This window comes from Streptomyces sp. NBC_00829 (genome assembly GCF_045161795.1).
Taxonomy (GTDB): domain Bacteria; phylum Actinomycetota; class Actinomycetes; order Streptomycetales; family Streptomycetaceae; genus Streptomyces.
Window position 1 is genome coordinate 7,183,957 of the sequence record NZ_CP108867.1, and the last position, 26,101, is coordinate 7,210,057.

The 26,101-nt window shown below is 71.4% G+C and carries 22 protein-coding genes and 1 pseudogene; 13 read left to right on the top strand and 10 right to left on the bottom strand.

The annotated features are described in order from the left end of the window. The first annotated feature begins 203 nt into the window (after nucleotides 1–203). The 3 genes from OG293_RS32300 to OG293_RS32310 are packed head-to-tail and all read left to right on the top strand — an operon-like array spanning nucleotide 204 to nucleotide 3,816. Nucleotides 204–488, top strand: coding sequence for an SHOCT domain-containing protein (locus tag OG293_RS32300; RefSeq protein WP_406002283.1), 285 nt, complete (start codon nucleotides 204–206; stop codon nucleotides 486–488). Continuing rightward, complete coding sequence (locus OG293_RS32305; protein WP_406002284.1) at nucleotides 485–1,249, top strand: ABC transporter ATP-binding protein; 765 nt, start codon at nucleotides 485–487, stop codon at nucleotides 1,247–1,249. Before OG293_RS32300 ends, OG293_RS32305 begins: the two co-directional genes overlap by 4 nt. Beyond that, nucleotides 1,246–3,816 (top strand): ABC transporter permease, encoded by a 2,571-nt coding sequence (locus OG293_RS32310; protein WP_406002285.1) that lies wholly within the window; start codon nucleotides 1,246–1,248, stop codon nucleotides 3,814–3,816. The genes OG293_RS32305 and OG293_RS32310 overlap by 4 nt, the downstream gene beginning before the upstream one ends. A 118-nt stretch (nucleotides 3,817–3,934) precedes the next feature. Here OG293_RS32310 and OG293_RS32315 read toward each other — a convergent pair whose 3' ends face one another. Further along, nucleotides 3,935–4,438, bottom strand: coding sequence for an ATP-binding protein (locus tag OG293_RS32315; protein WP_406002286.1), 504 nt, complete (start codon nucleotides 4,436–4,438; stop codon nucleotides 3,935–3,937). A 180-nt stretch (nucleotides 4,439–4,618) separates the two neighbouring features. Continuing rightward, on the bottom strand, nucleotides 4,619–4,945 hold the full coding sequence (locus OG293_RS32320; RefSeq protein WP_406002287.1) for a hypothetical protein: 327 nt from the start codon (nucleotides 4,943–4,945) through the stop codon (nucleotides 4,619–4,621). Nucleotides 4,946–5,142: 197 nt separating this feature from the next. Between OG293_RS32320 and OG293_RS32325 the strand changes: the two genes are divergently transcribed. Then, nucleotides 5,143–6,276 (top strand): PLP-dependent cysteine synthase family protein, encoded by a 1,134-nt coding sequence (locus tag OG293_RS32325; protein ID WP_406002288.1) that lies wholly within the window; start codon nucleotides 5,143–5,145, stop codon nucleotides 6,274–6,276. Nucleotides 6,277–6,389: 113 nt separating this feature from the next. Here OG293_RS32325 and OG293_RS32330 read toward each other — a convergent pair whose 3' ends face one another. From OG293_RS32330 to OG293_RS32340, 3 genes are all read right to left on the bottom strand, one after another. Continuing rightward, nucleotides 6,390–6,887, bottom strand: a complete 498-nt coding sequence (locus OG293_RS32330) for an SRPBCC family protein (RefSeq protein WP_406002289.1) — start codon at nucleotides 6,885–6,887, stop codon at nucleotides 6,390–6,392. Between the two features lie 61 nt (nucleotides 6,888–6,948). Then, a complete protein-coding gene (locus OG293_RS32335) occupies nucleotides 6,949–7,413 on the bottom strand; it encodes an SRPBCC family protein (protein ID WP_406002290.1) in 465 nt (154 codons plus the stop codon). 5 nt (nucleotides 7,414–7,418) lie between these two features. Continuing rightward, on the bottom strand, nucleotides 7,419–8,300 hold the full coding sequence (locus tag OG293_RS32340; protein WP_406002291.1) for a DeoR/GlpR family DNA-binding transcription regulator: 882 nt from the start codon (nucleotides 8,298–8,300) through the stop codon (nucleotides 7,419–7,421). Nucleotides 8,301–8,512: 212 nt separating this feature from the next. Between OG293_RS32340 and OG293_RS32345 the strand changes: the two genes are divergently transcribed. Beyond that, entirely contained in the window at nucleotides 8,513–10,993 is a 2,481-nt protein-coding gene (locus OG293_RS32345) for a hypothetical protein (protein ID WP_406003787.1), read from the top strand. Here the strand turns inward: OG293_RS32345 and OG293_RS32350 are convergent. The 3 genes from OG293_RS32350 to OG293_RS32360 form a co-directional block, all read right to left on the bottom strand. Then, a complete protein-coding gene (locus tag OG293_RS32350) occupies nucleotides 10,963–13,368 on the bottom strand; it encodes a right-handed parallel beta-helix repeat-containing protein (RefSeq protein WP_406002292.1) in 2,406 nt (801 codons plus the stop codon). The two genes, OG293_RS32345 and OG293_RS32350, sit on opposite strands and share 31 nt — an antisense overlap. Nucleotides 13,369–13,498: 130 nt before the next feature. Beyond that, nucleotides 13,499–14,107 (bottom strand): hypothetical protein, encoded by a 609-nt coding sequence (locus OG293_RS32355; RefSeq protein WP_406002293.1) that lies wholly within the window; start codon nucleotides 14,105–14,107, stop codon nucleotides 13,499–13,501. Nucleotides 14,108–14,471: 364 nt separating this feature from the next. Then, nucleotides 14,472–14,924 (bottom strand): DUF6643 family protein, encoded by a 453-nt coding sequence (locus tag OG293_RS32360; RefSeq protein WP_406002294.1) that lies wholly within the window; start codon nucleotides 14,922–14,924, stop codon nucleotides 14,472–14,474. Between the two features lie 253 nt (nucleotides 14,925–15,177). Between OG293_RS32360 and OG293_RS32365 the strand changes: the two genes are divergently transcribed. After that, a complete protein-coding gene (locus OG293_RS32365) occupies nucleotides 15,178–16,464 on the top strand; it encodes a TerD family protein (RefSeq protein WP_406002295.1) in 1,287 nt (428 codons plus the stop codon). Between the two features lie 4 nt (nucleotides 16,465–16,468). Here OG293_RS32365 and OG293_RS32370 read toward each other — a convergent pair whose 3' ends face one another. Beyond that, nucleotides 16,469–17,641: a glycosyltransferase gene (locus tag OG293_RS32370; RefSeq protein WP_406002296.1), complete on the bottom strand. Its 1,173-nt coding sequence runs from the start codon at nucleotides 17,639–17,641 to the stop codon at nucleotides 16,469–16,471. 58 nt (nucleotides 17,642–17,699) lie between these two features. Here OG293_RS32370 and OG293_RS32375 point away from each other — a divergent pair, with 58 nt between their 5' ends. Together OG293_RS32375 and OG293_RS32380 are read left to right on the top strand one after the other, a co-directional pair. After that, the gene (locus tag OG293_RS32375) at nucleotides 17,700–18,473 is read left to right on the top strand and encodes a glutamate racemase (RefSeq protein WP_406002297.1); all 774 of its coding nucleotides are present in this window, start codon (nucleotides 17,700–17,702) and stop codon (nucleotides 18,471–18,473) included. A gap of 97 nt (nucleotides 18,474–18,570) precedes the next feature. Continuing rightward, complete coding sequence (locus OG293_RS32380) at nucleotides 18,571–19,122, top strand: hypothetical protein (protein WP_406002298.1); 552 nt, start codon at nucleotides 18,571–18,573, stop codon at nucleotides 19,120–19,122. Between the two features lie 202 nt (nucleotides 19,123–19,324). On the opposite strand, the gene OG293_RS32385 is transcribed toward OG293_RS32380, so the two are convergent. Further along, nucleotides 19,325–20,404 carry an O-antigen ligase family protein gene (locus tag OG293_RS32385; protein WP_406002299.1) on the bottom strand — a complete coding sequence of 360 codons (1,080 nt, stop codon included), beginning with the start codon at nucleotides 20,402–20,404 and terminating at the stop codon, nucleotides 19,325–19,327. 297 nt (nucleotides 20,405–20,701) lie between these two features. Between OG293_RS32385 and lnt the strand changes: the two genes are divergently transcribed. The 5 genes and pseudogenes from lnt (at nucleotide 20,702) to OG293_RS32410 (ending at nucleotide 26,099) form a co-directional block, all read left to right on the top strand. After that, complete coding sequence (gene lnt / locus OG293_RS32390; RefSeq protein WP_406002300.1) at nucleotides 20,702–22,321, top strand: apolipoprotein N-acyltransferase; 1,620 nt, start codon at nucleotides 20,702–20,704, stop codon at nucleotides 22,319–22,321. Between the two features lie 10 nt (nucleotides 22,322–22,331). Then, on the top strand, nucleotides 22,332–22,814 hold the full coding sequence (locus OG293_RS32395) for an NUDIX hydrolase (RefSeq protein WP_406002301.1): 483 nt from the start codon (nucleotides 22,332–22,334) through the stop codon (nucleotides 22,812–22,814). 47 nt (nucleotides 22,815–22,861) lie between these two features. Further along, nucleotides 22,862–23,224, top strand: a pseudogene (locus OG293_RS32400) (SDR family NAD(P)-dependent oxidoreductase); the annotation flags it as partial. A 428-nt stretch (nucleotides 23,225–23,652) separates the two neighbouring features. Beyond that, the gene (locus OG293_RS32405) at nucleotides 23,653–25,092 is read left to right on the top strand and encodes an APC family permease (protein ID WP_406003788.1); all 1,440 of its coding nucleotides are present in this window, start codon (nucleotides 23,653–23,655) and stop codon (nucleotides 25,090–25,092) included. Nucleotides 25,093–25,127: 35 nt separating this feature from the next. Continuing rightward, nucleotides 25,128–26,099: a hypothetical protein gene (locus OG293_RS32410; RefSeq protein ID WP_406002302.1), complete on the top strand. Its 972-nt coding sequence runs from the start codon at nucleotides 25,128–25,130 to the stop codon at nucleotides 26,097–26,099. Nucleotides 26,100–26,101 lie beyond the last annotated feature (2 nt).

The following is a 26,101-nucleotide window of genomic DNA, read 5'->3' on the forward strand; positions in this document are numbered from 1 at the left end:
CTCAGGAGTGGCAGGAAGGTGCCTGTACCTACTGGTAGCCACTGAATCCGGGGAGGCCGGGAGCAGCCGGAGAGGCCCTGCCTACTCCCGGGGTGGTATGCGCACTGCCGCTGGCCGTACGACGACTTCGGAGCCGTCCGGCGGGAGTCTCGGAGGCGACGGGGAATCGCGCACCACCATCGCCACCGAGGAGCTGAGCGAAGATGAACACCCTGGCGTATGACGGGCCCGGCCCGTGGATTCTCTTCTTCCCGCTGATCTGGGCGGCCGTCGTCGTCGGCGTCGTCACCGTCCTGCGCCGCACCGGCGTCCTGCGCGGCCGTCGCGGCCCCTGGCAGGGCATGCGCGCGGTCTACGGCGCGAGCTCACCGATCGCCGTGCTCGGCCGGCGGTTCGCCGCGGGAGAGATCGACGAGGAGGAGTACTGGCGCAGGCTGTCCGTGCTGGACGAGCAGTTCGGCCGTACACCCAAGGACGGTGCGGCATGACCGCCACCACGACGACCGTGACCCGCACCGCTGCCCGTGTCGTCGACGCCGTGAAGGTCTACGGCAGGGGCGACACGGAAGTGAGGGCCCTGGACGGGGTGAGCGTCGACTTTCCGGCCGGCCGCTTCACCGCCATCATGGGGCCCTCGGGCTCCGGGAAATCCACCCTGATGCACTGCGCCGCCGGACTCGACACCCTCACCTCCGGTTCCGCCCTGATCGGCGACACCGACCTGAGCGCACTCGACGACCGCATGCTCACCCTGCTGCGGCGCGAGCGCATCGGATTCGTCTTCCAGGCCTTCAACCTCATCCCCACCCTCACCGTCGCCGAGAACATCACCCTTCCGATGGACCTCGCGGGTGAGCAGGCCGACCGCGAGTGGCTCGACGCCCTCGTCGACACCGTCGGGCTGCGCGACCGGCTGCACCACCGGCCGAGTGAGCTCTCGGGCGGTCAGCAGCAGCGCGTCGCCGTGGCCCGCGCGTTCGCGGGCCGGCCCGATGTCGTCTTCGCCGACGAACCCACCGGCAACCTCGACTCCCGCTCGGGCGAAGAGGTGCTGCGGCTGCTCAGCAGCGCCGTACGCCGGACGGACCGCACGGTCGTCATGGTCACCCACGACCCGATCGCCGCCGCGCACGCCGACGAGGTCGTCTTCCTCGCCGACGGCCGGCTCGTCGACCGTATGGACTCCCCGACCGCCGATCGGGTGCTGGACCGCCTCAAGTCCTTCGACGCCAAGGGGGCGACGACATGAGCGGCAGCCGCGCCTCGCTCCGCATCAGCCTCACCTCGCTGCGCGCCCACAGACGCCGGTTCGCGGGCACCTTCATCGCCGTACTCCTCGGCGTGGCCTTCCTCGCGGGCACGCTCGTCATGGGCGACACACTCCGCGGCAGCTTCGACACCCTGTTCGCCGACGCCAACGGCGGAACCGACGCCGTCGTCCGCAGCACCAACGTCGTCACCGTCTCCGGCGAGGGCCGGGGCACGCGGCAACCCGTGCCGACCGACCTGGTGGCGCGGATCGAGAAGACACCGGGAGTCGCCGCCGCGGTGCCCGGCATCCAGGGCGCCGGACAGCTCGTCGGATCGAACGGCAAGCCCGTCGGCGGCCAGGGACCGCCCACCCTCGCCGGCAACTGGATCGACGACCCGCAGCTCAACCCGTACCGGCTCGCCGAAGGACGCGTCCCGTCCAGGAGCGGCGAGGTCGTCGTCAACCGCGGCGCCGCCGACAGGGGCGGGCTGAAGATCGGCGACCGTACCGTGCTGCGCACCCCCGACCCCGTGCAGGTCACCGTCGTGGGCCTGGCCACCTTCGGTGGCGAGGACGGCATGGCCCAGGTCACCTTCACCGGCATGACCCTGGCCGACGCCGAGCAGTACCTCACCCCGAAGCCGGGCGAAGCGGCGTCCATCCAGGTGCGCGCGGGACCCGGCACCAGCCAGCAGGAACTGGTGGACGCGCTGAAGCCGGTGCTCCCCACGGGAGTCGAGGCCATCACCGGACAGGAGTCCACCGAGGAGAACCAGGACATGATCTCCGGTCAGTTCCTGAATCTCTTCACCACCCTGCTGCTCGTCTTCTCCGGCATCGTGCTGCTGGTCGCGACGTTCTCCATCTACAACACCTTCGCCATCGTCATCGCCCAGCGCACCCGCGAGAACGCGCTGCTGCGCGCCCTGGGCGCCTCCCGCCGTCAGGTCGTCGGCTCGGCACTCGTCGAGGCGGCCGTCGTCGCGCTGACCGCGTCCGCCGCGGGACTGCTCGGCGGCGTCGGGATCGCCGTGGGAATGCGGGCCCTCTTCCCCGTCATCGGCTTTCCCTTCCCGGAGGGCAGCCTGGTCATCAGCGGCGTCTCAATGCTGTTGCCGCTCGCCGTCGGTGTGATCGTCGGCCTCGGCTCCGCGCTGATGCCCGCCCTGCGTGCCGGGCGCACCGCTCCGCTGGCCGCGCTGCGCGAGACGGCCGTCGACCAGTCGGCGGCCTCCAGGACGCGCGTGTACCTCGGAGGGGGCCTTGCCCTTGCCGGACTCGCCGTCATCCTGGTCGGCGTCCTCGCGCGTCCGTCCGTCTGGCTCGCCGCGGCGGGAGCGGTGCTGGCTCTGGCGGCGTTCGTGGTGCTCGGCCCGGTCGCCTCCCTGCTCGCCGTAAGGATCCTGGGCAGGCCGCTCGACAGGTTCCGCGGAGTCTCCGGCAGCCTCGCCAAGCGCAACGCCCTGCGCAGCCCCAAGCGCACCGCGGCCACCGCCACCGCACTGATGATCGGCGTCGCCGTCGTCTCCCTGTTCACCGTCTTCGGCGCCTCGCTGAAGGCGACCATGGACCGGACGGTCTCCCGCTCCTTCGCGGGCGACGTCGCGGTCAGCGCCCCCTCGTTCGGAGCGGGCGGCAGCGGACTGAGCCCGAAGCTCGCTCCGGCCGTCGCCGCCCGGCCCGAGGTGGAGACGGCGGTCGGTCTCGGCAAGGGCGTCGCCGAAGTCGACGGCGAGGGACGGCAGCTCACCGTCACCGACCCGGTCGCGCTCGGCAGGTCGTTCGACCTCGGGGCCGTGCGGGGCTCGCTCGACGGGCTCGGTACGAACGGCCTGGCCGTGGCGGAGACCGAGGCCGACAAGAAGGGCTGGAAGCCCGGCTCCACCGCCGAACTGGCCTTCACCGACGGCAAGGAGCAGACCTTCACGGTCCGCGCGGTGTTCGAACAGTCGGAGCTGGCGGGCGACTACGTCATCACCCGTGAAGCCTGGGCCCCGCACCGTGGGCAGGACTCCGACACCCTGATCGCCGTCACCTTCAAGGACGGCGTCTCCACCGCCGATGGCACGGCGGCGGTCGAGAAGACCGCGGCGGCCTACGGCAATCCCGAGGTCCAGACCCGCGACGAGTACGCTCGGAGCGCCGCCGGGGCCATCGACATGATGCTCACCCTCGTGTACGCGCTGCTCGCGCTCGCCGTGCTGATCGCGCTGCTCGGCATCGCCAACACCCTGACCCTGGCCATCCACGAACGCACCAGGGAACTGGGTCTGTTGCGCGCGGTCGGCCAGACGAGGCGACAGCTGCGCAGCATGGTGCGCTACGAATCGGTGCTGGTCGCCGCGTTCGGCACGGCCGGCGGCCTGGCGTTGGGCGGACTGCTGGGCTGGGTACTCGTCAAGGCGTCCGAGGGCGCGGGCGACACCGCCTTCGCGTTCGCCGTACCGCCCGTTCAACTGGCGGTCGTGGCGCTCGTCGGGCTGATCGCCGGAGCGGTCGCGGGCTGGCGGCCCGCTCGCCGCGCCGCACGTCTGGACGTACTGCGTGCCATCGCCACCGAGTAGCGTGGGCCCGCAGCCGCCGCGCCCCGGTGCCCGCGCTCGGTGCTCCGCGCCCGCATCGCCTCATGGGCCGATGCGGCCCCGGCGACGGTACGGCCGCGGCACGCGGGAGCGGTCCGGGTCAGCGGACCCGCCCCGCGCGCACGGCCGACCGCGCGGCGGAGTGTTCGCGCAGGGAGGCATCGGCCGTCGTGGCGTACACCGGATACGGCGGCAGAGCCACCGCCGGCGGAAGAGCGGAGAGCGTGAACCAGACGATCTTGCCGGTCTCGCCCTTGGGGCGTGCGCCCCAACTCTCGCTCACCGCGGCTATCAGAGCGAGCCCACGGCCGGTGGTGTCGGACACGTCGGATTCCCGCACGGTCGGAAGGCGCGGATCATGGTCATGGACCGAGACGGTGAGGCGGTCGAGCAGCAACTCGATCTCGACCGTGCACAGCTTGTCCGGCTCGGCGTGGCGATGAACATTGGTCAGCAACTCGGTGACTCCCAGCGCTGCCTGGTCGATCAGAGGATCGAGATGCCAGTAGCGCAGTTGCGCCGAGATGATTCTGCGGACCTGACCGATCCGCGACGGCAGGGCCTGGAGCTCCACCGTGCAGTGCCTGCTTGGCTGGCTGATCACGGCTGCGACTCCCCGAAATAGGTCCGGAAGAAGACGAAGGATCGGATCCAGCAGTGGCTGGCTGCTGTTTTGTCCGGCGGGCTGGATCGCAGCGTCACCGCCGGTGCACCCTGAGTGATGTGAGACAAGCGTGAACTACTGATGTGAGTCCCGCAACTCGCAGCACTCGGGCGGGCACGCTCAGCTCGTGGCGCCCCCGGCGCCGCGCCGCACCGCTTCCAGGAAGCGCCCGGCCAGTGCCCGGCCCTCCGGTTTGCGGCTGCGCTGTCCCATGGTGAGCCGGTACCTCTTGCCGTTCAGCGTCGCCACCGTGCTCGCGTCGTCGGCGAACCACGGCTTGCCCGCCCTGACCGCGCGCACCGGCGCGCTCTCGATCACCCGGCCGTAGCTGGTGAGCAGCGCCAGCCGGCCGTCCTTGATCAGCACTTGTCCGGCCCTCGTGAGCGAGCGCGGCCACCGCTCGATCCGCACACCTGTGGCGCTGAATTCGGGCTCTGCCATCCCCATAGCCGTACGCCCCCTTCGCGATTTTCCTGTTGGCAGTCTGCACAACTCCGCTCGGGTGCACCAGTGCGTGCGCCGGGAGATGAGCCGCTCCTGGCCTGCAAGGGACTCCTATGGATGACCAAAGCGAACGTTTGTGCAGGTGAGAGGCATATTGTGGCGAGTGGGGACCGGAGTCGACAAGGCGAGGAACGGCGCGCATGAGTACCAGAGAGAAGTCAGTGACAGGTGAGGCAATGGCAACCGTCGATGTGGACCGCAGCGATCCGCAGTACCGGGCGTGGCTGAAGGAAGCCGTACGAAGGGTCCAGGCCGACGCCAACCGCTCCGCCGATACGCATCTGCTGCGTTTCCCGCTGCCCGACGCGTGGGGAATCGACCTGTATCTCAAGGACGAGTCCACCCATCCGACGGGCAGCCTGAAGCACCGCCTCGCGCGGTCGCTCTTCCTCTACGGCCTCTGCAATGGCTGGATCCGGCCGGCCAAACCGGTCATCGAGGCGTCCAGCGGCTCGACCGCGGTCTCCGAGGCGTACTTCGCCAAGCTGATCGGTGTTCCCTTCGTCGCGGTGATGCCCCGCACCACCAGCCCCGAGAAGATCCGGCTCATCGAATTCCACGGCGGCCAGTGCCACTTCGTGGACGACTCGCGGAAGATGTACGAGGAGTCGGCCGCTCTCGCCGAGCGGACCGGCGGCCATTACATGGACCAGTTCACCTACGCGGAACGGGCCACCGACTGGCGTGGCAACAACAACATTGCAGAATCGATTTACCAGCAGCTGCGGTCGGAGCGGTATCCCGATCCCGCGTGGATCGTCGCGACCGCCGGCACCGGCGGCACCTCGGCGACCATCGCGCGCTATGTGCACTACATGCAGCACGACACCCGCATCTGCGTCCCCGACCCGGAGAACTCCTGTTTCTTCGACGGCTGGACCCAGAACGACCCGGGCGCCTTCAGCGAGGGCGGCTCGCGCATCGAGGGCATCGGACGGCCGCGCATGGAGCCGAGCTTCGTGCCCGGGGCCATCGACCGGATGATGAAGGTCCCGGACGCGGCGAGCGTCGCCGCGGTCCGCGCTTTGGAGAAGACCATCGGCCGCAAGGCGGGAGGATCCACCGGCACCGGCCTGTGGAGCGCGCTGAGGATCATCGCCGAGATGGTGGCGAAGGGGCAGAAGGGCAGCGTCGTGACCCTGCTCTGCGACCCGGGCGACCGCTATCTCGACAAGTACTACTCCGACACCTGGCTGGAGGAACAGGGCCTGGACATCGCTCCGTACACCGCAGCGATCGAGCACTTCCTCGCCACGGGAGGATGGCCGCGCTGACCTCCCGGGCACCGGCTCACCGGCACCCGGCTCGGCTGTACGCGGCTCCCGGGCACCGGCTCACCGGCACGCGGCTCGGCTGTACGCGGCTCACGGGCACGCCGCCCGGTGGCTCACTGCTCGGCCCCGCGCCGTGGCGTGGGGCCGGCCAGTCTCCGGTCGAGACGGCGAACCGCGCTCCTGAAGGAGAGGCCCAGGCCCGCCCGCGCCAGCCGCAGGACGACACGCAGCGCCGCCGGGCCACTCACCGCGAAGGTCCACCGCACTCGGGTTCCGGTCGCGGTCGCGGTGAGCCGCCACTCCTCCAACAGGGCTTGCAGAGCAGGGGCGTTGGTCTCGTCGACCCGGTAGGCGTAGCGCTCCTCGGGCTCGGTTGCCACGATGGTCTCCCGGAAGAAGACCCCGCCCTTGAGCCGGACTTCGCGGCCCGCGCCCTCGTGTGTCGGCGTGGCCGAGGAGACGGCGGCGAACCAGGAGGGCCACCCGGCGACATCCTCGGCGAGTGCCTCGTACACGAGCTTCGGCGGGGCGGACATGTCGGTGGAGAAGACCAGACGCAGGGGGGCCGACTCGACGAAGTCGAGTCCCACGGGGCTCAGTCGGCGTGTCATGGGACCGTACCTCCAGCTGAGAGGGGTGGTGCGGTGCCCGCACACCATAGCTGGCCGGCCGTCAGTTGTCCTCAGTGGCCTTCGTCTTCACAGTCGCCTCCGTGAGAAGAGCGTCCAGTGCACGGCCGAACACCAGCCGGCCCACGCGGGCGACCAGCGGATCGAGCAGCCGGGGAACCAGGCGGATCCGTACCTCCTCGTCCCAGACCACCACGGTCCCGCGACCCTCTGGACGTACCTCGATCATTGCCCAGCCCCGGATCACACGGCCGCGCTTCTCCAGCCGGCAGTGTCCCGCCGTGCCCGTGCCCGGCGGGACCCAGCGGACGACCTCCATCGGGTCGTCGAAGCCGATACGACCGAGACCGGAGCGTACGACGAAGCGTGTGCCCACGCCGTTCGACGCCGTGGCCGAAGAGACGGTCGTGAGCGGTACCCGGGCGGCGTGCGCCCGCCAGTCGGTGACCCGCGGCCAGACCTCGTCGGCCGGGAGTGCGACGGCCCGGGTGAGCCGGAACACGCCCACCGGCGTCAGCCGTCCTGCCCGCCGGACGTCTCCGTGCCGCCCGGGCCGGCGGACCCGCCGGACGACTCGGGACCGCCGGCCACCACCAGCCCCGGCAGATGTTCGGCCATCTCCTCGCGGGTCTCGTGCGACAGCCCCGAGTCCGTCACCAGCGTGTCCACCTCGGTGAGCTGGGCGAACGAACTCAGGCCCACCGTTCCCCACTTGGTGTGGTCGGCGACCACGACCACCCTGCGTGCCGCCTGGACGAAACGACGGTTCGTCTCGGCCTCGGCGAGATTCGGTGTGGACAGCCCGGCCGTCACCGAGATGCCGTGCACCCCGATGAAGAGCACATCGAAGTGGAGGGAGCGGATCGCCTGGTCGGCGACCGGGCCGACCAGCGAGTCGGACGGGGTGCGCACGCCGCCGGTGAGGACGACCGTGGCCGTGCCCGTCCGCTGGCCGCCCGCCGAACCGGCGCGCTGAGCTGCGTGGAACACATCTGCGACCCGCACCGAGTTGGTGACCACCGTCAGATCGGGGACGTCGATGAGGTGGTGCGCCAGCGCATAAGTCGTGGTGCCGCCGGAGAGTGCGATGGCGCTCCCGGGCACGGCCATCCGCGCCGCCGCCCGTGCGATGTCCTCCTTGGCGCTCAGCTCCAGGGCCGACTTGGCCTCGAAACCGGGCTCGTGCGTGCTCGCCTCGACCACCGGCACCGCGCCGCCGTGCACTTTCTCGATGACCCCTTGCCGGGCCAGGGCGTCCAGGTCCCTTCGCACGGTCATGTCCGAGACATTCAGCTGGCGGGTGAGCTCATTGACCCGCACCCCGCCGCGCCTGCGGACCTCGTCGAGGATCAGAGCGCGCCGCTGCTCCGCGAGCAGGTTCTGGTTGTCGGTCACTGCCGGGGCCGGTCCCTTCCATGTCGTCGTGCCTGCGAGTAGTACACCGTCTGTGGCCAGGGCTGCTCATCCTCGCACGGCACCCGCCGGGCGGGCTCGGGGAGATTCCGTGAGAGCCGAGCGGAGGGCCGTCGTGATTCGGGACCCTGGTCATGAACCGCCCCCGGCGTCTGCCGCGGCGGATCCTCCCTTCGAGAGAGCGAGTGACCGAAGTGTCCCCTGCCCCTCCGGGCCCGCAGAGCGGAGGGCCGGCACTGGAGCTGCTGGTCCACGGCGTCGGCGGAGCCACCCCGCAGGACATGCTCGGCGACCCCCGTACCGTGCGGATCTCGGGCGACGAGAAGGCCGCCGTGTTCCGCAGGACCGACGACGAGGAGGCGGAACTCCACCCCGAACGCTATGTGGACCGGCCCATCCCCGAGGCGTACTGCTGGTCCAACCTCACCTCAGGCAACGGCGCGCGTGCCCTGTGGCTGCTGCTTCTGCCCTTCATGGTGGTCAACCTCGCGCACTGGATGCGTCCACGCGCCAAGGGCCGCAGAACCACGACACGAATCTACGGGGTGCTGGTGCGGCTCGTCGGCCTCAGCCTCACGGTGCTGCTGACCGCCGCCGCCTGCGAGGTCGCGCTGGACCTGGTCGCCTGGCAGTGCGCGGGCTCGGCCGACTGCACCCGGGAGCGGTCGTGGCTCGGCTTCCTCTCCAGCGCCCAGGGCGGCTGGTGGTCGCAGCCGGGCCGCCGTCTCGCCCTCGCCTCCGTGGTGCCGACAGCTCTCGTGGGCCTGCTCTGGTATCTCTCCAACCGCACCTGGAGTGCCTACGAATCCCAGCGGCCACCCACCGGTGAGGAGGAGACGGAGGAGACGGAGTCCGACGAGGTGCAGGACGAGGACGGGACCGGGGATGAGGACGAGGACGTGATCCGGGCCGGGGAGATGCGGGCCGGGGACGATGACCTCGCCGAGGACGGCGCCCGGGACGGAGCCCGCCTCGGCGCCGCCGTTTCCGAGTTACCCCGGCCTCCTGTCCGGCCGGCCCTCGGCAGGCCCGGCTTCTGGTACGGGCGCAGGCTCGTCGCCCGGCTGCGCGCGGCCCACACCGCCGCCGGCTTACTCACCGTCGCATCCGCGGTCACCGGCGCGGCGGCCCGCCATGACCGCGGAGGCGGCAGCACCCCCCTGGAAATCTCCGGCCGCCTCCTGGAAGCCGCCCTCCTCCTCGGGCTGCTCGCCGTGCTGTGGGTCGTCTTCCGCCGGGGCCGCAGCGAGAAGCGGATCGACGCCCGCCTCGACTGCGCCGCCGTGCGCTGTCTCCCCGGTGCCGCCATCGCGCTGCTTGTCCTGTCGCTGCTGTACGCCTCCTGGTCCCGACCCGGCTGGGTCTCCACCGCCGCCCTTCCCGGCGATGCCACCTTCCGCGTGATCGCCGTCATCCAGAGCGTCCTCGTCGTCGCCCTGGGCCTCGCCGCCTTCGTACTGCACCGCCGGGCGCGCCATGCCCGTTCCGCCATGTACGGAATGGGCGGACCCGCCGTCGCGATGCTCGCCTGCGGGCTCGGAGGGGTGATGACCGGGGGAGTGGCCCAGCGCGTCGCCGACTGGCTGGACGGCCCCGGGACCCCCGGCATGGACGGCGAAGGCTCCATCCCCGGACCCCCGGTGCTGCTCAGCTGGCAGGCCTCGGTCCTTCCCGTACTGCTGCTGGTCCTGCTGGTCCCCGCCGTCCTGCTCGCGTTACGGACCTGGCTCACCGCACGCCGGCTCGCCGGCCCGGTCGAGGCGGACTACGGAGAGGGCCGTCCCGACGAGGTCCGCACGCGGCGCGTAGCGGGCACCCGCGCACGTGCCGCCCTCACCGACGCCGCTCCCTTGATCGTCGGTACCGTCTCCGGGACCACTCTGCTTCTCGGGGCCGGCGCGGTCGCCGGGGCCTGGGCCAGCGGCGAAGTGCCCGGCGAAGCCTTCGGCCACACCCATGGCCTTGTGGAATCCGCCGCGGAGACGGCGCAGTCCCTGGGCTCCTGGATGATCGGCTTCGGCTCGATACTGTTCGTCACCTGGGGCCGCCGGGCCTACCGTGACGCCTCGGCCCGGCGCACCATCGGCATCCTGTGGGACGTCGGAACCTTCTGGCCGCGCGCGGCCCACCCCTTCGCCCCGCCCTGCTACGCGGAGCGCGCCGTCCCGGACCTGACGTGGCGGATGTGCACATGGACCGGACGAACCGGCGGACGGCTTGTCATCTCCGGGCATTCGCAGGGCAGCGTGCTGGCCGCGGCCGCCGCCTGGCAACTGCCGCCCGCCACGCGCCGCCGGGTGGCGCTGCTGACGTACGGATCACCCCTGGAGCGGCTCTACGGACGCTGGTTCCCGGCGTACTTCGGGCCCGTCGCCCTCCGTGAGCTCCGCAGCGAACTGGACTGCTGGCGCAATCTCTGGCGGCACACCGACCCGATCGGCGGTCCTGTGCTCGTCCCCGCCGAGGGCAGGCACCCCGAGGTGGACCACCACGCACTCAAGGACCCGGTGGTCTACGGACGTTCGGATCTGCATCCGCTGCCGGAACCGATCCTCGGGCACTCCGACTACCAGGCCGACCCGGCGTTCGCCGTGGCACGCCGTGAGCTGCTCGACCGGCTCACTCCCGCCGTTCCCCGCCAGTCTCAGGGCAGTTCGGGAAGATCGTCCGGGTAGAGGAGGGTCAGGTCGTCGGTGTTCACGTCGGTGAGCTCGGCGACCCGGCCCGCGTGCCGCTCGACCATCGACTCGAAGGTCTGGCGTGCCGTGCGGCCGTTTCCGAAGGCGGGTCCCTTGGGCAGCGCGGTGAAGTACTTCAGCAGCGCCTCACCCGTGCCGTTGCCCAGGCGGTACTCATGGTCCTCGGCCTGCTGCTCCACGATCCGCAGCAGCTCCTCGGGCACATAGTCGCTGAAGGTGATCGTCCGTGAGAAGCGCGAAGCCACACCGGGGTTGACGGAAAGGAAGCGCTCCATCTCCGCGGTGTACCCGGCGACGATCACCACGACCGCCTCCCGGTGGTCCTCCATCAGCTTCACCAGCGTGTCGATGGCCTCCTTGCCGAAGTCGCGCCCGGAGTCCTCGGGGGACAGGGCGTACGCCTCGTCGATGAAGAGCACACCGCCGCGCGCCCGGTCGAACGCCTCCTGCGTCCGGATCGCCGTGGAGCCGATGTGCTCGCCGACCAGGTCGACGCGGGAGACCTCGACGAGATGACCGCGCTCCAGCACCCCGAGCGAGGCCAGGATCTCGCCGTACAACCGGGCGACGGTCGTCTTGCCGGTGCCGGGGGAGCCGGTGAAGACCAGATGCCGGCGCACCGACGCGGCCTTGAGCCCCGCCTCCTGGCGGCGCCTGCCCACCTCGATCATGTTCGTGAGGGTACGGACCTCACGCTTGACGCTGTCCAGGCCGACGAGCGCGTCCAGTTCGCCGAGGACCGCGAGCGATGTGCGTACGGGATCGGCCGGCGGGGCCTCGGGCTGGGCCTCGGGCGGGCGCCGGTCCGGCAGCCCCGTCAGCAGCCCGGGGGCCTGGGCAGCGGTCACCACGGCCGTGGTCTGCTCCGACGGGGGCCGCACGCCGCTCTCGTCACTGGTGCAGTCCTCGACGGCCGGGCCGTCCGGCTCCGCGAACTCGTACCCCCTGCGCGCACAGCGCTCGGTACGGCAGCGGCTCAGGGTCGTACGGCAGCCGTCCATCACATGGAAGCCGTAGCCGCCGCTGCCCGTCACACGGCAGCCGCGGAAGGTGCCGCGGCCCTCCGCCGAGACATAGAAACCCGCCTCGGCGGGGGAGGTGACGGTGCAGCGCTCGATCACCGGATCCGCGCCCTTGGTGACGATCACGCCGGTCTGCGCCTCGTCGATCGTGCAGCCGTTCAGCGTGCCCCCGCTGCCGTGGTCGCGGAACCAGGCGCCGGTGGACGCCTGAGTGATCCGGCAGTCGTCGAGCTGCGCCGTCGCTCCGTCGCTCACCGACACCGCGGTGTTGCGTACCTGGGAGAGATCGCTGTCCACGACATCGACGCGGGAGCCGCGGTCGAGCACGAACAGGGCGTCCGGGACGTCGTGCACCCGGCAGGAGTCGAGCACGGCGGTCGCGCCGTCGCTGACCCAGACGGCCGGATAGTCGCCCGTACTGTCGTGGATCCTGCACTGGTTGGCGTCCACCCGGGTGCCCGGGTCCCACACCGACAGGCCGTTGCGTCCGAAGCGCCGCACCGTGGAACGGGTGAGGGTGAGCACCGACCGCGAGCGCAGATCGATGGCGTTCTCCGGGATGTCGTGGATCTCGCAGTCTGAGAGAATGAGCACGGCGTCCGTGTCGAGTGTGACGCCGTCCGCCGAGGTGCGGTGCACGGTGCAGTCGGTCAGATGGGCGGACGCGCGTGAGACGACCTGGACGCCGGTGCCCTTGATCTCGTACACCTCGCAGCCGATCGCCTCCAGGCCGGTGCCCTCACCGGTCACCGTCAGGCCCGCACCCGAGGCGTGATGCACACGGCAGCGCTCAAGACGGGGATGCGCGCCCCCGCGTACGGCCACACCGGACTGGCCGGCCGCGACGACCTCGCACTCCTCGAACAGCCCGCCGGCGCCGTCCAGTACGCCGATCCCGATGCCCGCCGGATTGTCGACGGTGCAGCGGCGGACCGTCGGGCGGGCCGCGCCACGCACCTCGAGGCCGGAGGCGGAACGGGTGACGATCCGCAGGTCGATCAGTTCGGGAGTGCCGTCCTCGACCAGCAGCGCCGGCGCCGCCGAGTCCTGTCCCTCCACCTGGAGGTCCTGGACGGTGGCGGAGGCACGGACGGTGAGCGGCACACCGTCGACGGGCGCGATGCGCACCGAACCGGCGGCGCCCTCGGTGCCGCGCAGGGTCACGGCCCGCTGGACCACCAGGTTCTCGCGGTACGTCCCCGGCGCGACGGTGAGGATGTCGCCGTCCGCTGCGGCCTCCAGGGCTGCGGCCAGTGAGGGGTACTCGCCCGTGCGGCGCCGCCATCGCGATGTGCCGGTGTGCGTCACCTGGACCGTGCCCTGTGCCATCGTGCTGCTCTGCCCCCACCTCGTGAATCTGCTCGGCCGCGCCTTTGAAAGGGGACGCCCCCCGAAACCCCCGAGGGGGTTGCACCACCGTAGCGCGCGCGGCGAGCGGGAGTTGACGAGACGTGAACGGTCAGCTGCCGGCTCCGGTGCGGCCCCAGTCGGGGCCGGCCGCGGCCCAGGCCCGGTCCAGCCGTGCGTATCTCAGGCGGACGAGCCGCCAGACGATCAGTCTTCGGGCGCATTCCACCAGTCCCGCGGCACCGAAGGCGGCCCCTGTACCCGCGAGGACGGCGTGCACCCTGACCGTCGCCGGGTCCATCGGGCGGTTCACCATTTGGCCGGAACTGTCGGTCCAGATGGTGAAGATGCTTCCCGGCCGCGCTGTCCGCAGCACGGTGGAGACCGTGCCCGTATGCCGACTGCCGTCCACGGCCCTCCATTTCGCGACGACGGGCCGGCGCTTCTCGTGGGCGGCGGGCGACTCGGAGTCGTACGCCGACGGTTTGGGCTTCCGCGCCTGTCTCACCACCGTCGCGGTGACCGGATGACGCTGCTGGCGCTGGGCGCGGACCGCCTGGCGCAGTGATTCGTCGGTCAGGCTCCCGCTGATCCAGCCGACGGCCGGTGCGGCGGTGACGAGAAGCACGGCGGCGACGAGCGCCAGCCACGCCTCCAGGAGATCTGTCGCACGGCGCAGGGGATTGCGGCGCCAGCGCCACACTCCTGCGGCAGTTCGCACTGTCCTGCACCCCCTTCCGCGTCCGTGACAGCCCGCTACGGAACGGCACAGGCACGGATGGCGCAAGGAGAAGGGAACGCCACCCCAGCCTCCCGCCGCACCGTGACCCCGCCACCTCTCCAACGCGCCTGCTGCCGCGAAGGGTTCCCGTGGGCGCGCACAAAAGCGGGCCGGCTCGATCCGGCGGGCCGGACAGGGCCCCGGACGTGCGCCGACGCCGACAGTCGCTGTCGGCGTCGGTAGGCCGGGACGGCCCTGGGTACATCAGTGTCCACCGACGGTCCCCGGCGATTCCCCACGGCTCGACGCCGTTTCTCACCGGATGCGACCCCCGTCACCTGTGACCGGGTGGACGATCGGTCGGTCAGTATCCCCGCCCCTGGTACGGGCGGTTGTACGGGTCGTCGTAGGGAGCCGGCGCCGGAGCGGGACGCGCGGCAGCCGGCCGCATCGCCTCGTAGCCGGTCGCCATCGGACGCTGAGACTGCTGCGGCTGGACCTGGGGGCCCGGGTAGCCGCGCGGCACCGACGACTGCTGGGGGATGTACGGCGCAGGCGCGTGCTGCAGCGGCATCGGCTGCTGCATCTGCTGCGGGTAACCGTAGGCAGGGGCGGGCGAGGGCGCCGCCGGGAGGGCGGGCAGAGCGGAGGCGAGAGCCGGCAGATAGCTGTTGCCGGTGTCGTACGCGGACGGCACTCGGATCGGGGCGATCTGAGGCGTGCCGCGCTCCGCGACCAGGGAGTCGTAGATCGGCGTGTCGGGGAACGACGGAGCGGAGTAGTAACCGCCGCCGTAGGTGGCGCGGGGGGAGGTCATGGCACATAAGTTAAGCCCACGATGTGCTGGTTGGGGAGCCTGATAAGAAGGTTGTTTCGCGAGACTACGAGGGACCGTCGTTCCCCAATGCGAGCGAACCTGGGGAAATCGGTCGCAGTCACGGGTGCGGATCCTGTAAAGGGCGAGCTGGGAGCGGGTTACCGACGGGTCGGACCGGGCGTCGGAGGCATCCTGGGGATTAGGTTGTCGTCAGATGAACTTTCCGGGCACCCGACTCGCGATGGGGGCGAGCATGTCCATGCTTAAAGGAGCCAACACTCCGGTGTCGGCGCAGCAGGTTCGCGTCGAACTGGGCTGGCGTTCGGCCCCCGGTGTGCCGGACGTCGACGCGTCGGCGCTACTCCTCGCGTCGGGCAAGGTCCGGTCCGACGCCGACTTCGTTTTCTACAACCAGCCCTCGCACGCCTCCGGGGCCGTGCGCTACGAGGGGAAGCAGTCCGCGCAGGACACGGTGACGGACCAGGTGTCCGTCGACCTCGCGCGTGTGGAACCGGCGATCGAGAAGATCGTGCTGGCGGCCTCCGCCGACGGCGGCAGCTTCGGACAGGTGCCCGGGCTGTACATCAGGGTGCTCGACGCGGCCTCCGGCGCGGAGATCGCGCGTTACGACAGCCAGGACGCGACGGTCGAGACCGCGTTCGTCCTGGGCGAGCTCTACCGGCGGCAGGGCGAGTGGAAGTTCCGTGCTGTGGGGCAGGGCTACAGCAGCGGACTCGAAGGCCTGGCGAGCGACTTCGGCATCACGGTCGACGAGCCGCAGCAGGCGGCCCAGGCCGCCCCGGCCGCCGCGCCGGTCATGCCGCCGCCCGCGCCCGCCGTGCACGCGTCCCCTCCCGTACCGCCCGCCGCACCGACGCCGCCCCCGGAGCGGCCCACCGCTCCCGTACGCCTGACCAAGGTGACGCTCACCAAGGACGTCCCGTCCGTCTCCCTCACCAAACAGGGCGGCACGTCCGGCGCGATGCGGGTCAACCTCAGCTGGCAGGTGCGCAAGCAGTTCAAGGGGTGGGGCGCCAAGCTCGGCCGCGCCGTCGCCATGCACGGCGACCTCGACCTCGATCTGTGCGCGCTGTACGAACTGACCGACGGGCGCAAGGGCGTCGTCCAGGCACTCGGCAACGCCTTCGGCGCACTGAACCAGCCCCCGTACATCCACCTCGACGGGGACGACCGCACCGGAGGCACCTCCGGCGAGAACCTCACCATCAATCTGGACCACAAGGACCGGCTGCGCCGGCTCGTCATCTTCGTCACCATCTATGAAGGCGCGCGCAGCTTCGCCGATCTGGACGCGACGGTCACGCTCCAGCCGCAGCACGGCGCCCCGATCGACTTCTCGCTCGGCGAGTGCACCGTGCCCTCGACGGTGTGCGCGCTCGCGCTCATCACCAACACGGGCTCGGATCTGGTCGTCCAGCGAGAGGCCCGCTTCCTGGTCCCCGAGCGCGGGGTGAGTCCTCAGCGGACCATCGACTACGCGTACGGCTGGGGCATGAACTGGACGCCCGGCAGGAAGTAGCGCCTCACCGGTCGGGAGCCGCCTCGGGGCGTGCGTACGTACGCCCCTTCCAGGCGGCTCCCCGGCCGCGGTAGTGCTGTACGGCGGAATCGACCGTCATCAGCAGATAGAGCAGTGCGGTGAACGGCAACAGCGGCGCGAGCCAGAGCGGCTGCCCGTAGTAGCGGAGCATCGGCGCATACGTGCCCGTCATCACCGCCCAGGCAAGGCCCCCGGCCCAGCCCGCGGCGGCGTCCTGTTCCAGCACCCCGGCGAACAGCGCGACGGGCGGCGCGAGGTAGACCAGCGCGAGCCCCAGCACCGTCCCGGCAAGGAGCGCGGGACTGTGCCGCAGCTGGGCGTACGCGCTGCGCGAGATCATCCGCCACAGGTCCGCGAGGCGGGGATACGGCCGCACGCTGTCCACCCGCTCGGCGAGCCCCAGCCAGATCCTGCCGCCCGACCGTTTCACCGCCCGCGCCAGCGACACATCGTCGATCACCGCCTGCCGGATCGACTCCGGTACGCCCGCGCGCTCGGCGGCTTCGGCGCGCAGCAGGACACAGCCGCCCGCGGCGGCAGCCGTCCGGGCCTGCGGGCGATTGACCCGGCGGAAGGGATAGAGCTGCGAGAAGAAGTAGACGAAGGCGGGGACCACGAGCCGCTCCCAGCCGCTCGCCACCCGCAGGCGGGCCATCTGGGAGACCAGGGCCAGGCCGTTCGTACGGGCCGCCGCCACCAACGCGCGCAGACTGTCCGGCTCGTGTGCGATGTCCGCGTCGGTCAGCAGCAGGAACTCGGGCTTGCCGGCCCGTGCCAGCGCGATGCCGTGCCGCAGCGCCCAGAGCTTGCCCGTCCAGCCCGGCTCCGGCTCACCGGGCGGGACCACCCGCAGGGGCAGCCCGCCCAGCTGCTCGCGCAGGGCGCGGGCCACCTCGCCCGTGCCGTCCGTACTGCCGTCGTCGACCAGAATGATCTCCGCGCGGCCGGGATAGTCCTGCGCCAGCAGCGAGGGCAGGCTGACCGGAAGCACCTCGGCCTCGTCCCGCGCGGGCACCACGACGGCAACGTCCGGCCACTGGGCCGGAGCCTCGCTCGGCGGCAGCCGCTGGTCCGTACGCCAGAAGAAGCCCTGTCCGAGCAGCAGCCACCCCCATGCGGCCAGTGATCCCACGGCGGTCCAGGCAACGGCGCTCATCTGCCGCAGTCTGCCCCACCGCGCCGGTGACCCAAGGGCAGTCGACTATGGTGACCGGGTGAAGATCGCGCTCATGGACTCCGGAATCGGCCTCCTCGCGGCGGCCGCCGCGGTGCGCCGGCTGCGGCCGGACGCAGATCTGGTCCTCTCCTCCGACCCCGACGGCATGCCCTGGGGCCCGCGCACCCCGGGCGACGTCACCGAGCGTGCTCTGGCCGTGGCCCGCGCCGCCGCCGCTCATCGCCCCGACGCGCTGATCGTCGCCTGCAACACCGCCTCGGTGCACGCCCTGCCCGCGCTCCGGGCCGAGCTGGAGCCCGCGATCCCCGTCGTCGGTACGGTCCCCGCGATCAAGCCGGCCTCGGCGAGCGGCGGTCCTGTCGCCATCTGGGCCACACCCGCCACGACCGGCAGCCCCTATCAGCGCGGTCTCATCCGGGACTTCGCCGACTCGGTCTCCGTCACCGAGGTCCCCTGCCCCGGGCTCGCGGCCGCCGTGCAGCACGGCGACGAGAGTGCCGTGGCCGCCGCCGTGGCCACGGCGGCGGCGCTCACGCCCACTGATGTAAGGGCCGTCGTCCTGGGCTGCACCCATTACGAGCTCGTCGCCGGGCAGATCCAGGCCGCTGTCGGCGGGATGGTGGCCCTGTACGGCTCGGCCGAGGCGGTCGCAGCGCAGGCGTTGCGCAGGATCGGCGCAGGACCGGCCCCCGACGCCGAGCCGGGCAGCCGCCTCACCGTCCTCCTCAGCGGCCGTGCCTCCGCCTTGCCCGACCAGGCTCTGAGCTACGCCGAAGGACGCCTCCTCCAGGCGGTGATTCCCGCACACTGACGGTGATCGGGGCAGGTCGGAGGGCGGCCCACCCGCTTGTCCGGTCCAGTTGTCCAAGTCCATGCCGGACTGCCGGAAGCTGGGTACTCTGCTAGACATGACGGACCCCAACCGCGCTTCGGGGCATACGCCAGAACCCCATCCAGCGATCTGGACCGGCCGTGCGACCAACCGCGGGCAGTGGCTGTTCGCCGCGGTCGGCGCGGCCTGCATGGCGCTCGGGATCGAGCTGGCCGTCGACACCGACTGGACCTCGGGCATCGTTGCGTGGCTGATGTCCGTGGTCGGCTGTGTCGCGGTGGGGCTGCTGATCCTCTACGGGACCCTCGCGTTCGTCCATGTGGCGGTCAAGGTGGACAGCGACGCCGTGGAGGTGCGCTGCGGCCACATCGGTGTCCCCCGCAGGCGCATTCCGCTCTCCCACGTGGTGGGCGCGGAATTCATCGCCAGGGTCACCCCTCGGCAGTGGGGCGGCTGGGGCTACCGCTGGCGTCCGGAGAAGGGCACGGCGGTGATTGTGCGCCGGGGTGAGGGCCTGATCGTCATGCTGGGTGACGGCAGAACGTTCACGGTGACGGTGGACGACGCCGAATCCGCGGTGCGGGCGATCCGTGACCGGCTTCTCCTCGCGGGGGCGGCCCGGCCCTAGGGTCTTTCGTTTGGACCGGGCCGGATCGGTGCGAGCCGGCAAGATCCAAACGAAAGGCGCCAGCCAGGTGCTGACGCCCAAGGCTCTGTCTTTCGGACCGGGCCGCGGGGCACCCGGCCGACGGGCGCCCCGCACCGCCGGAGGGGTCGATCACCCATTCGTACGAACCCGGCAGGGCCAGTCCACCGGCGTCCGGGACCGTTCAGAACGCGCGGCTGCCCGTCTCGGACTGCGGTGACTCGTGCCGGTCCTCCGCCATCGGGCTCCCGCTCGTCACGCGCGCCATCGCGAGACCTGCCAGCAGCCCCGCGCCCGCAGTCACCGGAGCGAAGCTCAGCGCATTGCCGACGTTCGCCAGCATCGCCAGTGCCGTGAGCGCCGCCCCCGCGCTCAGCACCACCGGTGTCGAGCGGGGCGAGCGCCACAGGCCGTAGAGCATCCAGCTGAACGCCGCCCCCAGCAGCGTCACCCCCACCACCCCCTGCTCGGCCGCCTGCTGGAGCGAGGCCGAGTGCGGCTTGCCGTCCGAGCCAACGGACTGCTGAGCGATCCCGCTCAGCCTGCCGAAGCGGTCGGGGCCCATGCCCCGTACGGGATCCCGCTTGGCGAGCGAGACCGCGTCCTGCCACAGTGCCACACGGTTCTGGGTGAGCTGGCCCTCCAGGGAGACCGTGAGCCCGTCCGGCAGCGCGTCCTCGGCCACGCCCCACGAGAGGGCCACCACCAGCCCTGCGGCGACCGCCAGACCACCGATGGCCAGCGTCCGCCGGTGCATCCGTACCGCCGCGAGCGAGCAGAGCAGTACGCCGAGCGCGCCCGCGAACCCGGCCGCGGAGCCAAGCGCGAGCGCCGTGAGGGCGACGGCGAGGGACAGCAACCGCAGAGCGAACCGGAGCACGGGCGGACGGGCGGCCGATGCGCCGCAGCATGCGGCGCCCGAGGCCAGGACCAGCAGGGCGGCGGACGCTCCGGTGTGGCCGGGCTGGGTGGCGGCTCCGGCAGTCGCACCGGGCACGCCCTGCCCCGAGGCGATCGCCAGCCCGAGCGCGGCGAGCGCCGCGGTGGAGGCCGCGGTGACGGGCAGCAGTGTGCCGCTGATGCGACCGCAGGCGTATCCCGCGGCGACGGCGAACACGGCGAGCAGGACGCCCTCGGGTCTCGCCTCGCGGCCGGCCGCGCTGATCAGCGACCACACGGCGCATCCGCCGAGGACGAGCACGCCGGCGATATCGGTCGCCCGGCCGCGCTCCGGCGCGGTGGACCGGCTGTCCGGTGCAGCCATCCCGTCGACCCCCCGACCTGTGACGGACCTGCCGCGGCAGCCGAACCGGGATCGGTGGCAGGACTGGCGCACACGGTAACGGCAGAGGCAGGGTTTGTGGATGGGTTGCGCAGGAACGTTGCAGCAGGGGTGGGCCGACCGTCGACCGGCAGGACCGGCCGCCCCCGCGAGCGCGGGCAGTGAGTGCGACCGCACATTGCGACCGGTGATCCCGACCGAACATCCCGACCGCACATCCCGGCCGGTGATCCCGACCGGAGTGCCGGGGGCGCCGTCACTCGCCGTAGACTCCGCTGGGTGAGCGCCACTGTCACCACCGTCGACACCTCCCGGCCCGCTACCGCCGTGGGCCGCCCGCTGCCGCGTCGCCTTGCGCGGCCCGGTGCCGCCGCGCTGTCCGGAGTGATGCTCTTTCTGAGCTTCCCGCCGCGGCCCCTGTGGTGGCTGGCCCTGCCCGCCTTCGCCCTGCTCGGCTGGAGCCTGGACGGCCGCCGGCTGCGCCCCGCGTTCGGTCTCGGCTATCTCGCGGGCATCGGCTTTCTGCTCCCGCTGCTCATCTGGACGGGCGAGGAGGTCGGCCCGGTGCCGTGGGTGGCGCTTGCGGCCGTGGAAGCGGTGTTCGTCGCGCTCGCCTGCATGGGCGTCGCCGCGGTCTCGCGGCTGCCGCTGTGGCCGGTGTGGGGCGCGGCCGTCTGGATCGTGGGCGAGGCGGTCCGCGCGCGGATGCCGTTCGGTGGGTTCCCCTGGGGCAAGATCGCGTTCGGACAGGCCGACAGCGTCTTCCTGCCGCTAGCCGCGGTGGGCGGCACGCCCATGCTCAGCTTCGCGGTCGTGCTGTGCGGTTTCGGACTGTACGAAATCGTCCGCCGCGTCCTCGAACGCCGGCGCACCGGCGTAGTGCCGCGCAGCGCCGTGGTAGCCGCGCTCCTCGCCGTGATCGTTCCGGTGGCCGGGGCGGTGGCCGCGCTTCCCCTCGTCGACGACTCCGCCGAGGACGGCACCGCCACGGTCGCCGCGATCCAGGGCAACGTGCCCCGGCTCGGGCTCGACTTCAACTCCCAGCGCCGTGCGGTCCTCGACAATCACGCCCGGCGTACGCAGCAGCTCGCCGACGACGTCAAGGCGGGCAAGGCCGCCCAGCCGGACTTCGTGCTGTGGCCGGAGAACTCCTCGGATCTGGACCCGTACCGCAACCTCGACGCCCGGCAGGTCATCGACGCCGCCGTGAAGGCGATCGGGGTGCCGACCGTCGTCGGCGCGGTGGTCACCCCCGACACCGGCAAGCTCCGCAACACACTGATCGAGTGGGATCCGGCGCGCGGCCCCGTCACCACGTACGACAAACGCCATGTGCAGCCGTTCGGCGAGTACATCCCGATGCGCTCCTTCGTACGCCTCTTCAGCTCGGACGTCGACCGGGTCCGCCGTGACTTCGGCCCCGGCCGCAAGGTCGGCGTGTTCGATCTTGCGGGCACCAAGGTCGGTATGGTCACCTGCTTCGAGGCGGCGTTCGACGACGCCGCGCGTGACACGGTCACCCATGGCGCGCAGCTGATCTCCGTACCCAGTAACAACGCGACGTTCGGGCGCAGTGAGATGACGTATCAGCAGCTGGCGATGTCGCGGGTGCGGGCCGTCGAACACGGGCGCTCCGTTGTCGTCCCCGTCACCAGCGGCGTCAGCGCCGTGATCATGCCGGACGGGAAGATCGTCCAGCGTACACAGATGTTCACTCCTGACGCGCTGGTCGCCAAGGTGCCGCTGCGTTCCTCGCTCACCCCGGCCACCCGGCTCGGGACGTGGCCGGAGGGGATTCTGGTGCTGGTCGCGGCGGGTGGCGTGGGCTGGGCCGTCGCCCGCGCGGTGCGGGGAGGGCGGCTGCGCAGGGCGGAGCGGGGCTCGACCGACGCCGGTTAGGGTCGAGGACATGGCAACCCCTGACTTCATCCGAGAAATCCGGGCCACCGCGGGCCATCAGCTGCTCCTGCTGCCGGGTGTCAGCGCCGTCGTCTTCGACGACCAGGGGCGGGTGCTGCTCGGCAGACGTGCCGACACCGGCAAGTGGTCGATCATCGGCGGGATTCCGGAGCCGGGGGAGCAGCCGGCGGAGGCTGCCGTGCGCGAGGTGCACGAGGAGACGGCCGTGCGCTGTGTCCCGGACCGGGTGGTGCTGGTCCAGGGGCTGCGGGAGCCCGTCACCTACCCCAACGGCGACCGGTGCCAGTACATGGACATTACCTTCCGCTGCCGGGCGGTGGGTGGTGAGGCGTGTGTCAACGACGACGAGTCGCTGGAAGTCGGGTGGTTCGCCGTGGACGCACTGCCGGAACTCAAGGAATTCGCCCACTTCCGGATCAAGCAGGCGCTGACCGAGGGACCGGCATGGTTCCAGCCCACGAGTCGGCAGTGACGTATGGGTGCTGACCACATCGGTCGGAGCGTGATCACTGCTTCGAAGGGCTGGCAGGGGCCGTCGATCCCGATGTCCTCGATCTGATGTCCGCACCGGCCGCCGCCGAAGCGGCGGCGGCCGGTGCGGACATCCTCGTCAACAATGCCGGACTGCAACTGGTGCGGCCCATCGAACAGTTCCCGCCGGATGTCTTCCACGCCGTGCTCACCGTGATGCTGGAGGCACCGTTCCGCCTCATCAGGGGCGCGCTGCCGCACATGTACGCCCAGGGGTGGGGGCGCATCGTCGATATCACAGGCCTGGCGCGACCACCCGTACGGCAGGTAATCCCGTGTCCGGGAAGGGGGCGGGCCCGCGGACTTCTCGGCGCCCCGGAGGGGCTGACGACGGCCGTGGGCAGGACGCCGCCGGAACGGGACGTCGAATCGTGCCGGGAGGAGCCGCGTGCCCGCGCCGGGGAGGAGGCGGAAGAGGAGGCGGAACGGGGGCCAGGCGGGAGCGCGACCCGGTGCGGCCCGTCCGCCGCAAGACGACGACTGACGGCGATCACCGCATGAATGTGGATATTCCTCTGCTCGCGCTCTTGCAAATCGACATTCATTTCGGCAGGATCTGCCGAGTCCACGACGGTCAGCCGGACATTTGGCTGCCAGTGGGCCCATGGGTCGCTGAAACCACACACCCCTGACCTCTTCGTCAGCCCTGGCGGGCGTGCCGTCCCCTGGGCGAGCACAGCCGGCTGCGCCGTTGTGTTTCTTCTTGAAAGGCACGTCCGTTGAGCACTAGATCCGGCACCGGAGGCGGCCTGCGGGCGGATGCCCTCAGCACGTACGACATGGTGGTCGTGGCCATCGCGGGGTGTGGTCCGGCCTACACGGTCGCCGGCACGATTCCGGCGCTGATCGCCGTCGTCGGCGTGGCCAGCCCCGCAGCTCTGCTCTACTGCGCGATACCCGTGATCGGGATCGCCCTCGCCTTCCGGCAGCTCGGCCGTGTCGACCCCAACGCGGGAGCGACCTACAGCTGGGTCGCCCGGTCACTGCACCCCTTCCTCGGCTTCCTGTGCGGCTGGGCGCTCGTGGTCGCCTGCACCGTCTTCATGGCATCCAGCACCGTGCCCGCCGGCAACGCCACCTTGTCGCTCGTCGCGCCGAGCCTGGTGGGCGATCCCGTCCTCGCCGCGATCGTCGGCTCGGGCTGGTTCCTGCTGATGGCCGCAGTCGTGGGCTACGGAGCCCGGATCGGCGCCCGCGCCCTGGCCGTCATCACCGCGGTGCAGCTGTTCCTGCTGGTCGGCTTCGCGGTGTCCGCGCTGCTCGCCGACGGGAGCGGCTCGGAGTTCTCCATGTCCTGGTTCGGCTTCAGCCACTTCGACGGACAGGAGTCCTTCGTCACCGGCGCGCTGATCGCCACCTTCGCGTACTGGGGCTGGGACGTGACCAGCAACCTGGGTGAGGAGACCCGGCGCGGTTCGCGCGGTTCCGGCTTCGGCGGGGTCATCGGCGTGGTGCTGGCGTTCCTGCTGTTCGCACTGATCGCCGTCGCGATCAATGTCCTCATGACGCCCGCCGCCGTGGCGAGCACGACGGACGGCATTCTCATCGAACTCGGCCAGCGGGTCTGGCCCGGCGTGGGCGGCACCCTGCTGGTGCTCGCCCTGTTGCTGTCCACGGTCGCCATGCTGGAGACGGCCCTTCTCCAGGGCAGCCGGACCCTGTTCGCGATGGGGCGGGACCGGACGCTTCTGCCCGCCTTCGGCCGTATCCATGCCAAGAGGCACACACCGTGGGTGGCCACCGCCACCATCGCGGTCGCCTCGGGCACGCTCGCGATCGTCGAGGCCGTACGGCTGGAGCCCGGCGAGTCGCTGCTCTCGGACGCGGTCAGCGGCGTGGGTCTGCACGTCACCTTCTACTACTGCCTCGCCGGACTCGGCGCCGTCGTGGTGCACCGCAGGATGCTGCGCAACTCCGTGTCCAACTTCCTTCTGATGGGACTCTGGCCGCTGGCCGGTGCGCTGTTCATGCTCTGGATCATGATCGAGTCGGTGGCATCGCTGAGCACCGCGGCACTGGTCATCGGGTTCGGAACGCTCGCCCTGGGGCTCGTGCCGATGCTCACCGCATGGATCCGGCAGCGTCCCTACTTCGAGCCGGGGCGCCTGGACGCCCACCACGCGCGCCTCGTCGACGACTCCTACGGGGGCGCGGACTCCGACGAGAGCCACGCCGTCCATCTCACCCGGAACCAGGACGAACTCCTCACCGACTTCTGACCTCCAGCCCCGCCTTCTGATCAAAGGACGCCTCCATGGCCATGGCCTGGACACGAAGACGCACCACCGCACCGCGGTACGACCAGACCTTCGGCGACAAAGCGCTCTCCGCGGCCTGCGAGGACATGGTCATGGGCCGCTGGGAAGGCGCGCACGAACTGCTGGCGACCGGCACCCACCGCGACTGGGACCGGCGCAGCCACCGCATCCGGCTGCTCGCCCACACGGCTGCCGACAAGCGGGTCGCGGAGGCCTGGCAGACCGCCCAGCCCAGAAGCGCGGACGCCCTCGTGCTCCGCGCGGACACCGAGGTGATGCGCCTCTTCGCGGCCGCCCGCACGGGAACCATGCCGGGCCGGGACGCCCTGGACCGGGCGGCCCACATCTGTCTCAACGCGGCCGACTCCTACCCTCAGGACCCTCACCCGTGGGTCTCGCTGATCACCCTGGGGAGGCTGTACGAGCGCGGGGCCCAGGCCATGAACCAGTGGTGGTCGGAGCTGCTGGCCCGCGACCCGTACCACCGCGAGGCGCACCATCAGGCGCTGCGCTACATGTCGGCGCGCTGGCACGGCTCGCACGGCCAGGCCTACGCCTTCGCCCGCGACTGCGCGGTCTACGCGCCGGCGGGCTCCCCCCTGCTGGTCATGCCCCAGGTCGCCCGAGCGGAGGAGTTCCGTCACCGCACCGAGACCGAAGGGACCAGCCCGCACGCGATGGTCGGCTACTGGGCGGGGGAGCGCTGGGACCTCATGGAGACGATGGAGCGCTGGATAGCGGTCCGCTCTCCCGTCGAGGCGGCGCAGGACGTCGCCGACCTCAACCACCTCGCCCACGCACTCGCCCAGGCCGGACTCCTCGTCGAGGCCGCGACCGTCTTCGAGCTGCTGCAAGGACGGGCCACCAGGGCGCCCTGGTCGTACACCGGCGACGCGGAACAGGAGTACGTGCGCTGGCGCGATCGGTCGTCCCGCGCGGCGGAGCAATCGGACCACCGGAAAGGCTGACC

What these genes read in the sequence shown, in the direction of transcription:
- OG293_RS32300 (WP_406002283.1), top strand. Translation starts at nt 204, where the DNA reads ATGAACACCCTGGCGTATGACGGGCCCGGCCCGTGGATTCTCTTCTTC.
- OG293_RS32305 (WP_406002284.1), top strand. Translation starts at nt 485, where the DNA reads ATGACCGCCACCACGACGACCGTGACCCGCACCGCTGCCCGTGTCGTC.
- OG293_RS32310 (WP_406002285.1), top strand. Translation starts at nt 1,246, where the DNA reads ATGAGCGGCAGCCGCGCCTCGCTCCGCATCAGCCTCACCTCGCTGCGC.
- OG293_RS32320 (WP_406002287.1), bottom strand. Translation starts at nt 4,945, where the DNA reads ATGGGGATGGCAGAGCCCGAATTCAGCGCCACAGGTGTGCGGATCGAG.
- OG293_RS32325 (WP_406002288.1), top strand. Translation starts at nt 5,143, where the DNA reads ATGAGTACCAGAGAGAAGTCAGTGACAGGTGAGGCAATGGCAACCGTC.
- OG293_RS32330 (WP_406002289.1), bottom strand. Translation starts at nt 6,887, where the DNA reads ATGACACGCCGACTGAGCCCCGTGGGACTCGACTTCGTCGAGTCGGCC.
- OG293_RS32350 (WP_406002292.1), bottom strand. Translation starts at nt 13,368, where the DNA reads ATGGCACAGGGCACGGTCCAGGTGACGCACACCGGCACATCGCGATGG.
- OG293_RS32360 (WP_406002294.1), bottom strand. Translation starts at nt 14,924, where the DNA reads ATGACCTCCCCCCGCGCCACCTACGGCGGCGGTTACTACTCCGCTCCG.
- OG293_RS32365 (WP_406002295.1), top strand. Translation starts at nt 15,178, where the DNA reads ATGTCCATGCTTAAAGGAGCCAACACTCCGGTGTCGGCGCAGCAGGTT.
- OG293_RS32370 (WP_406002296.1), bottom strand. Translation starts at nt 17,641, where the DNA reads ATGAGCGCCGTTGCCTGGACCGCCGTGGGATCACTGGCCGCATGGGGG.
- OG293_RS32380 (WP_406002298.1), top strand. Translation starts at nt 18,571, where the DNA reads ATGACGGACCCCAACCGCGCTTCGGGGCATACGCCAGAACCCCATCCA.
- OG293_RS32385 (WP_406002299.1), bottom strand. Translation starts at nt 20,404, where the DNA reads ATGGCTGCACCGGACAGCCGGTCCACCGCGCCGGAGCGCGGCCGGGCG.
- OG293_RS32395 (WP_406002301.1), top strand. Translation starts at nt 22,332, where the DNA reads ATGGCAACCCCTGACTTCATCCGAGAAATCCGGGCCACCGCGGGCCAT.
- OG293_RS32405 (WP_406003788.1), top strand. Translation starts at nt 23,653, where the DNA reads ATGGTGGTCGTGGCCATCGCGGGGTGTGGTCCGGCCTACACGGTCGCC.
- OG293_RS32410 (WP_406002302.1), top strand. Translation starts at nt 25,128, where the DNA reads ATGGCCATGGCCTGGACACGAAGACGCACCACCGCACCGCGGTACGAC.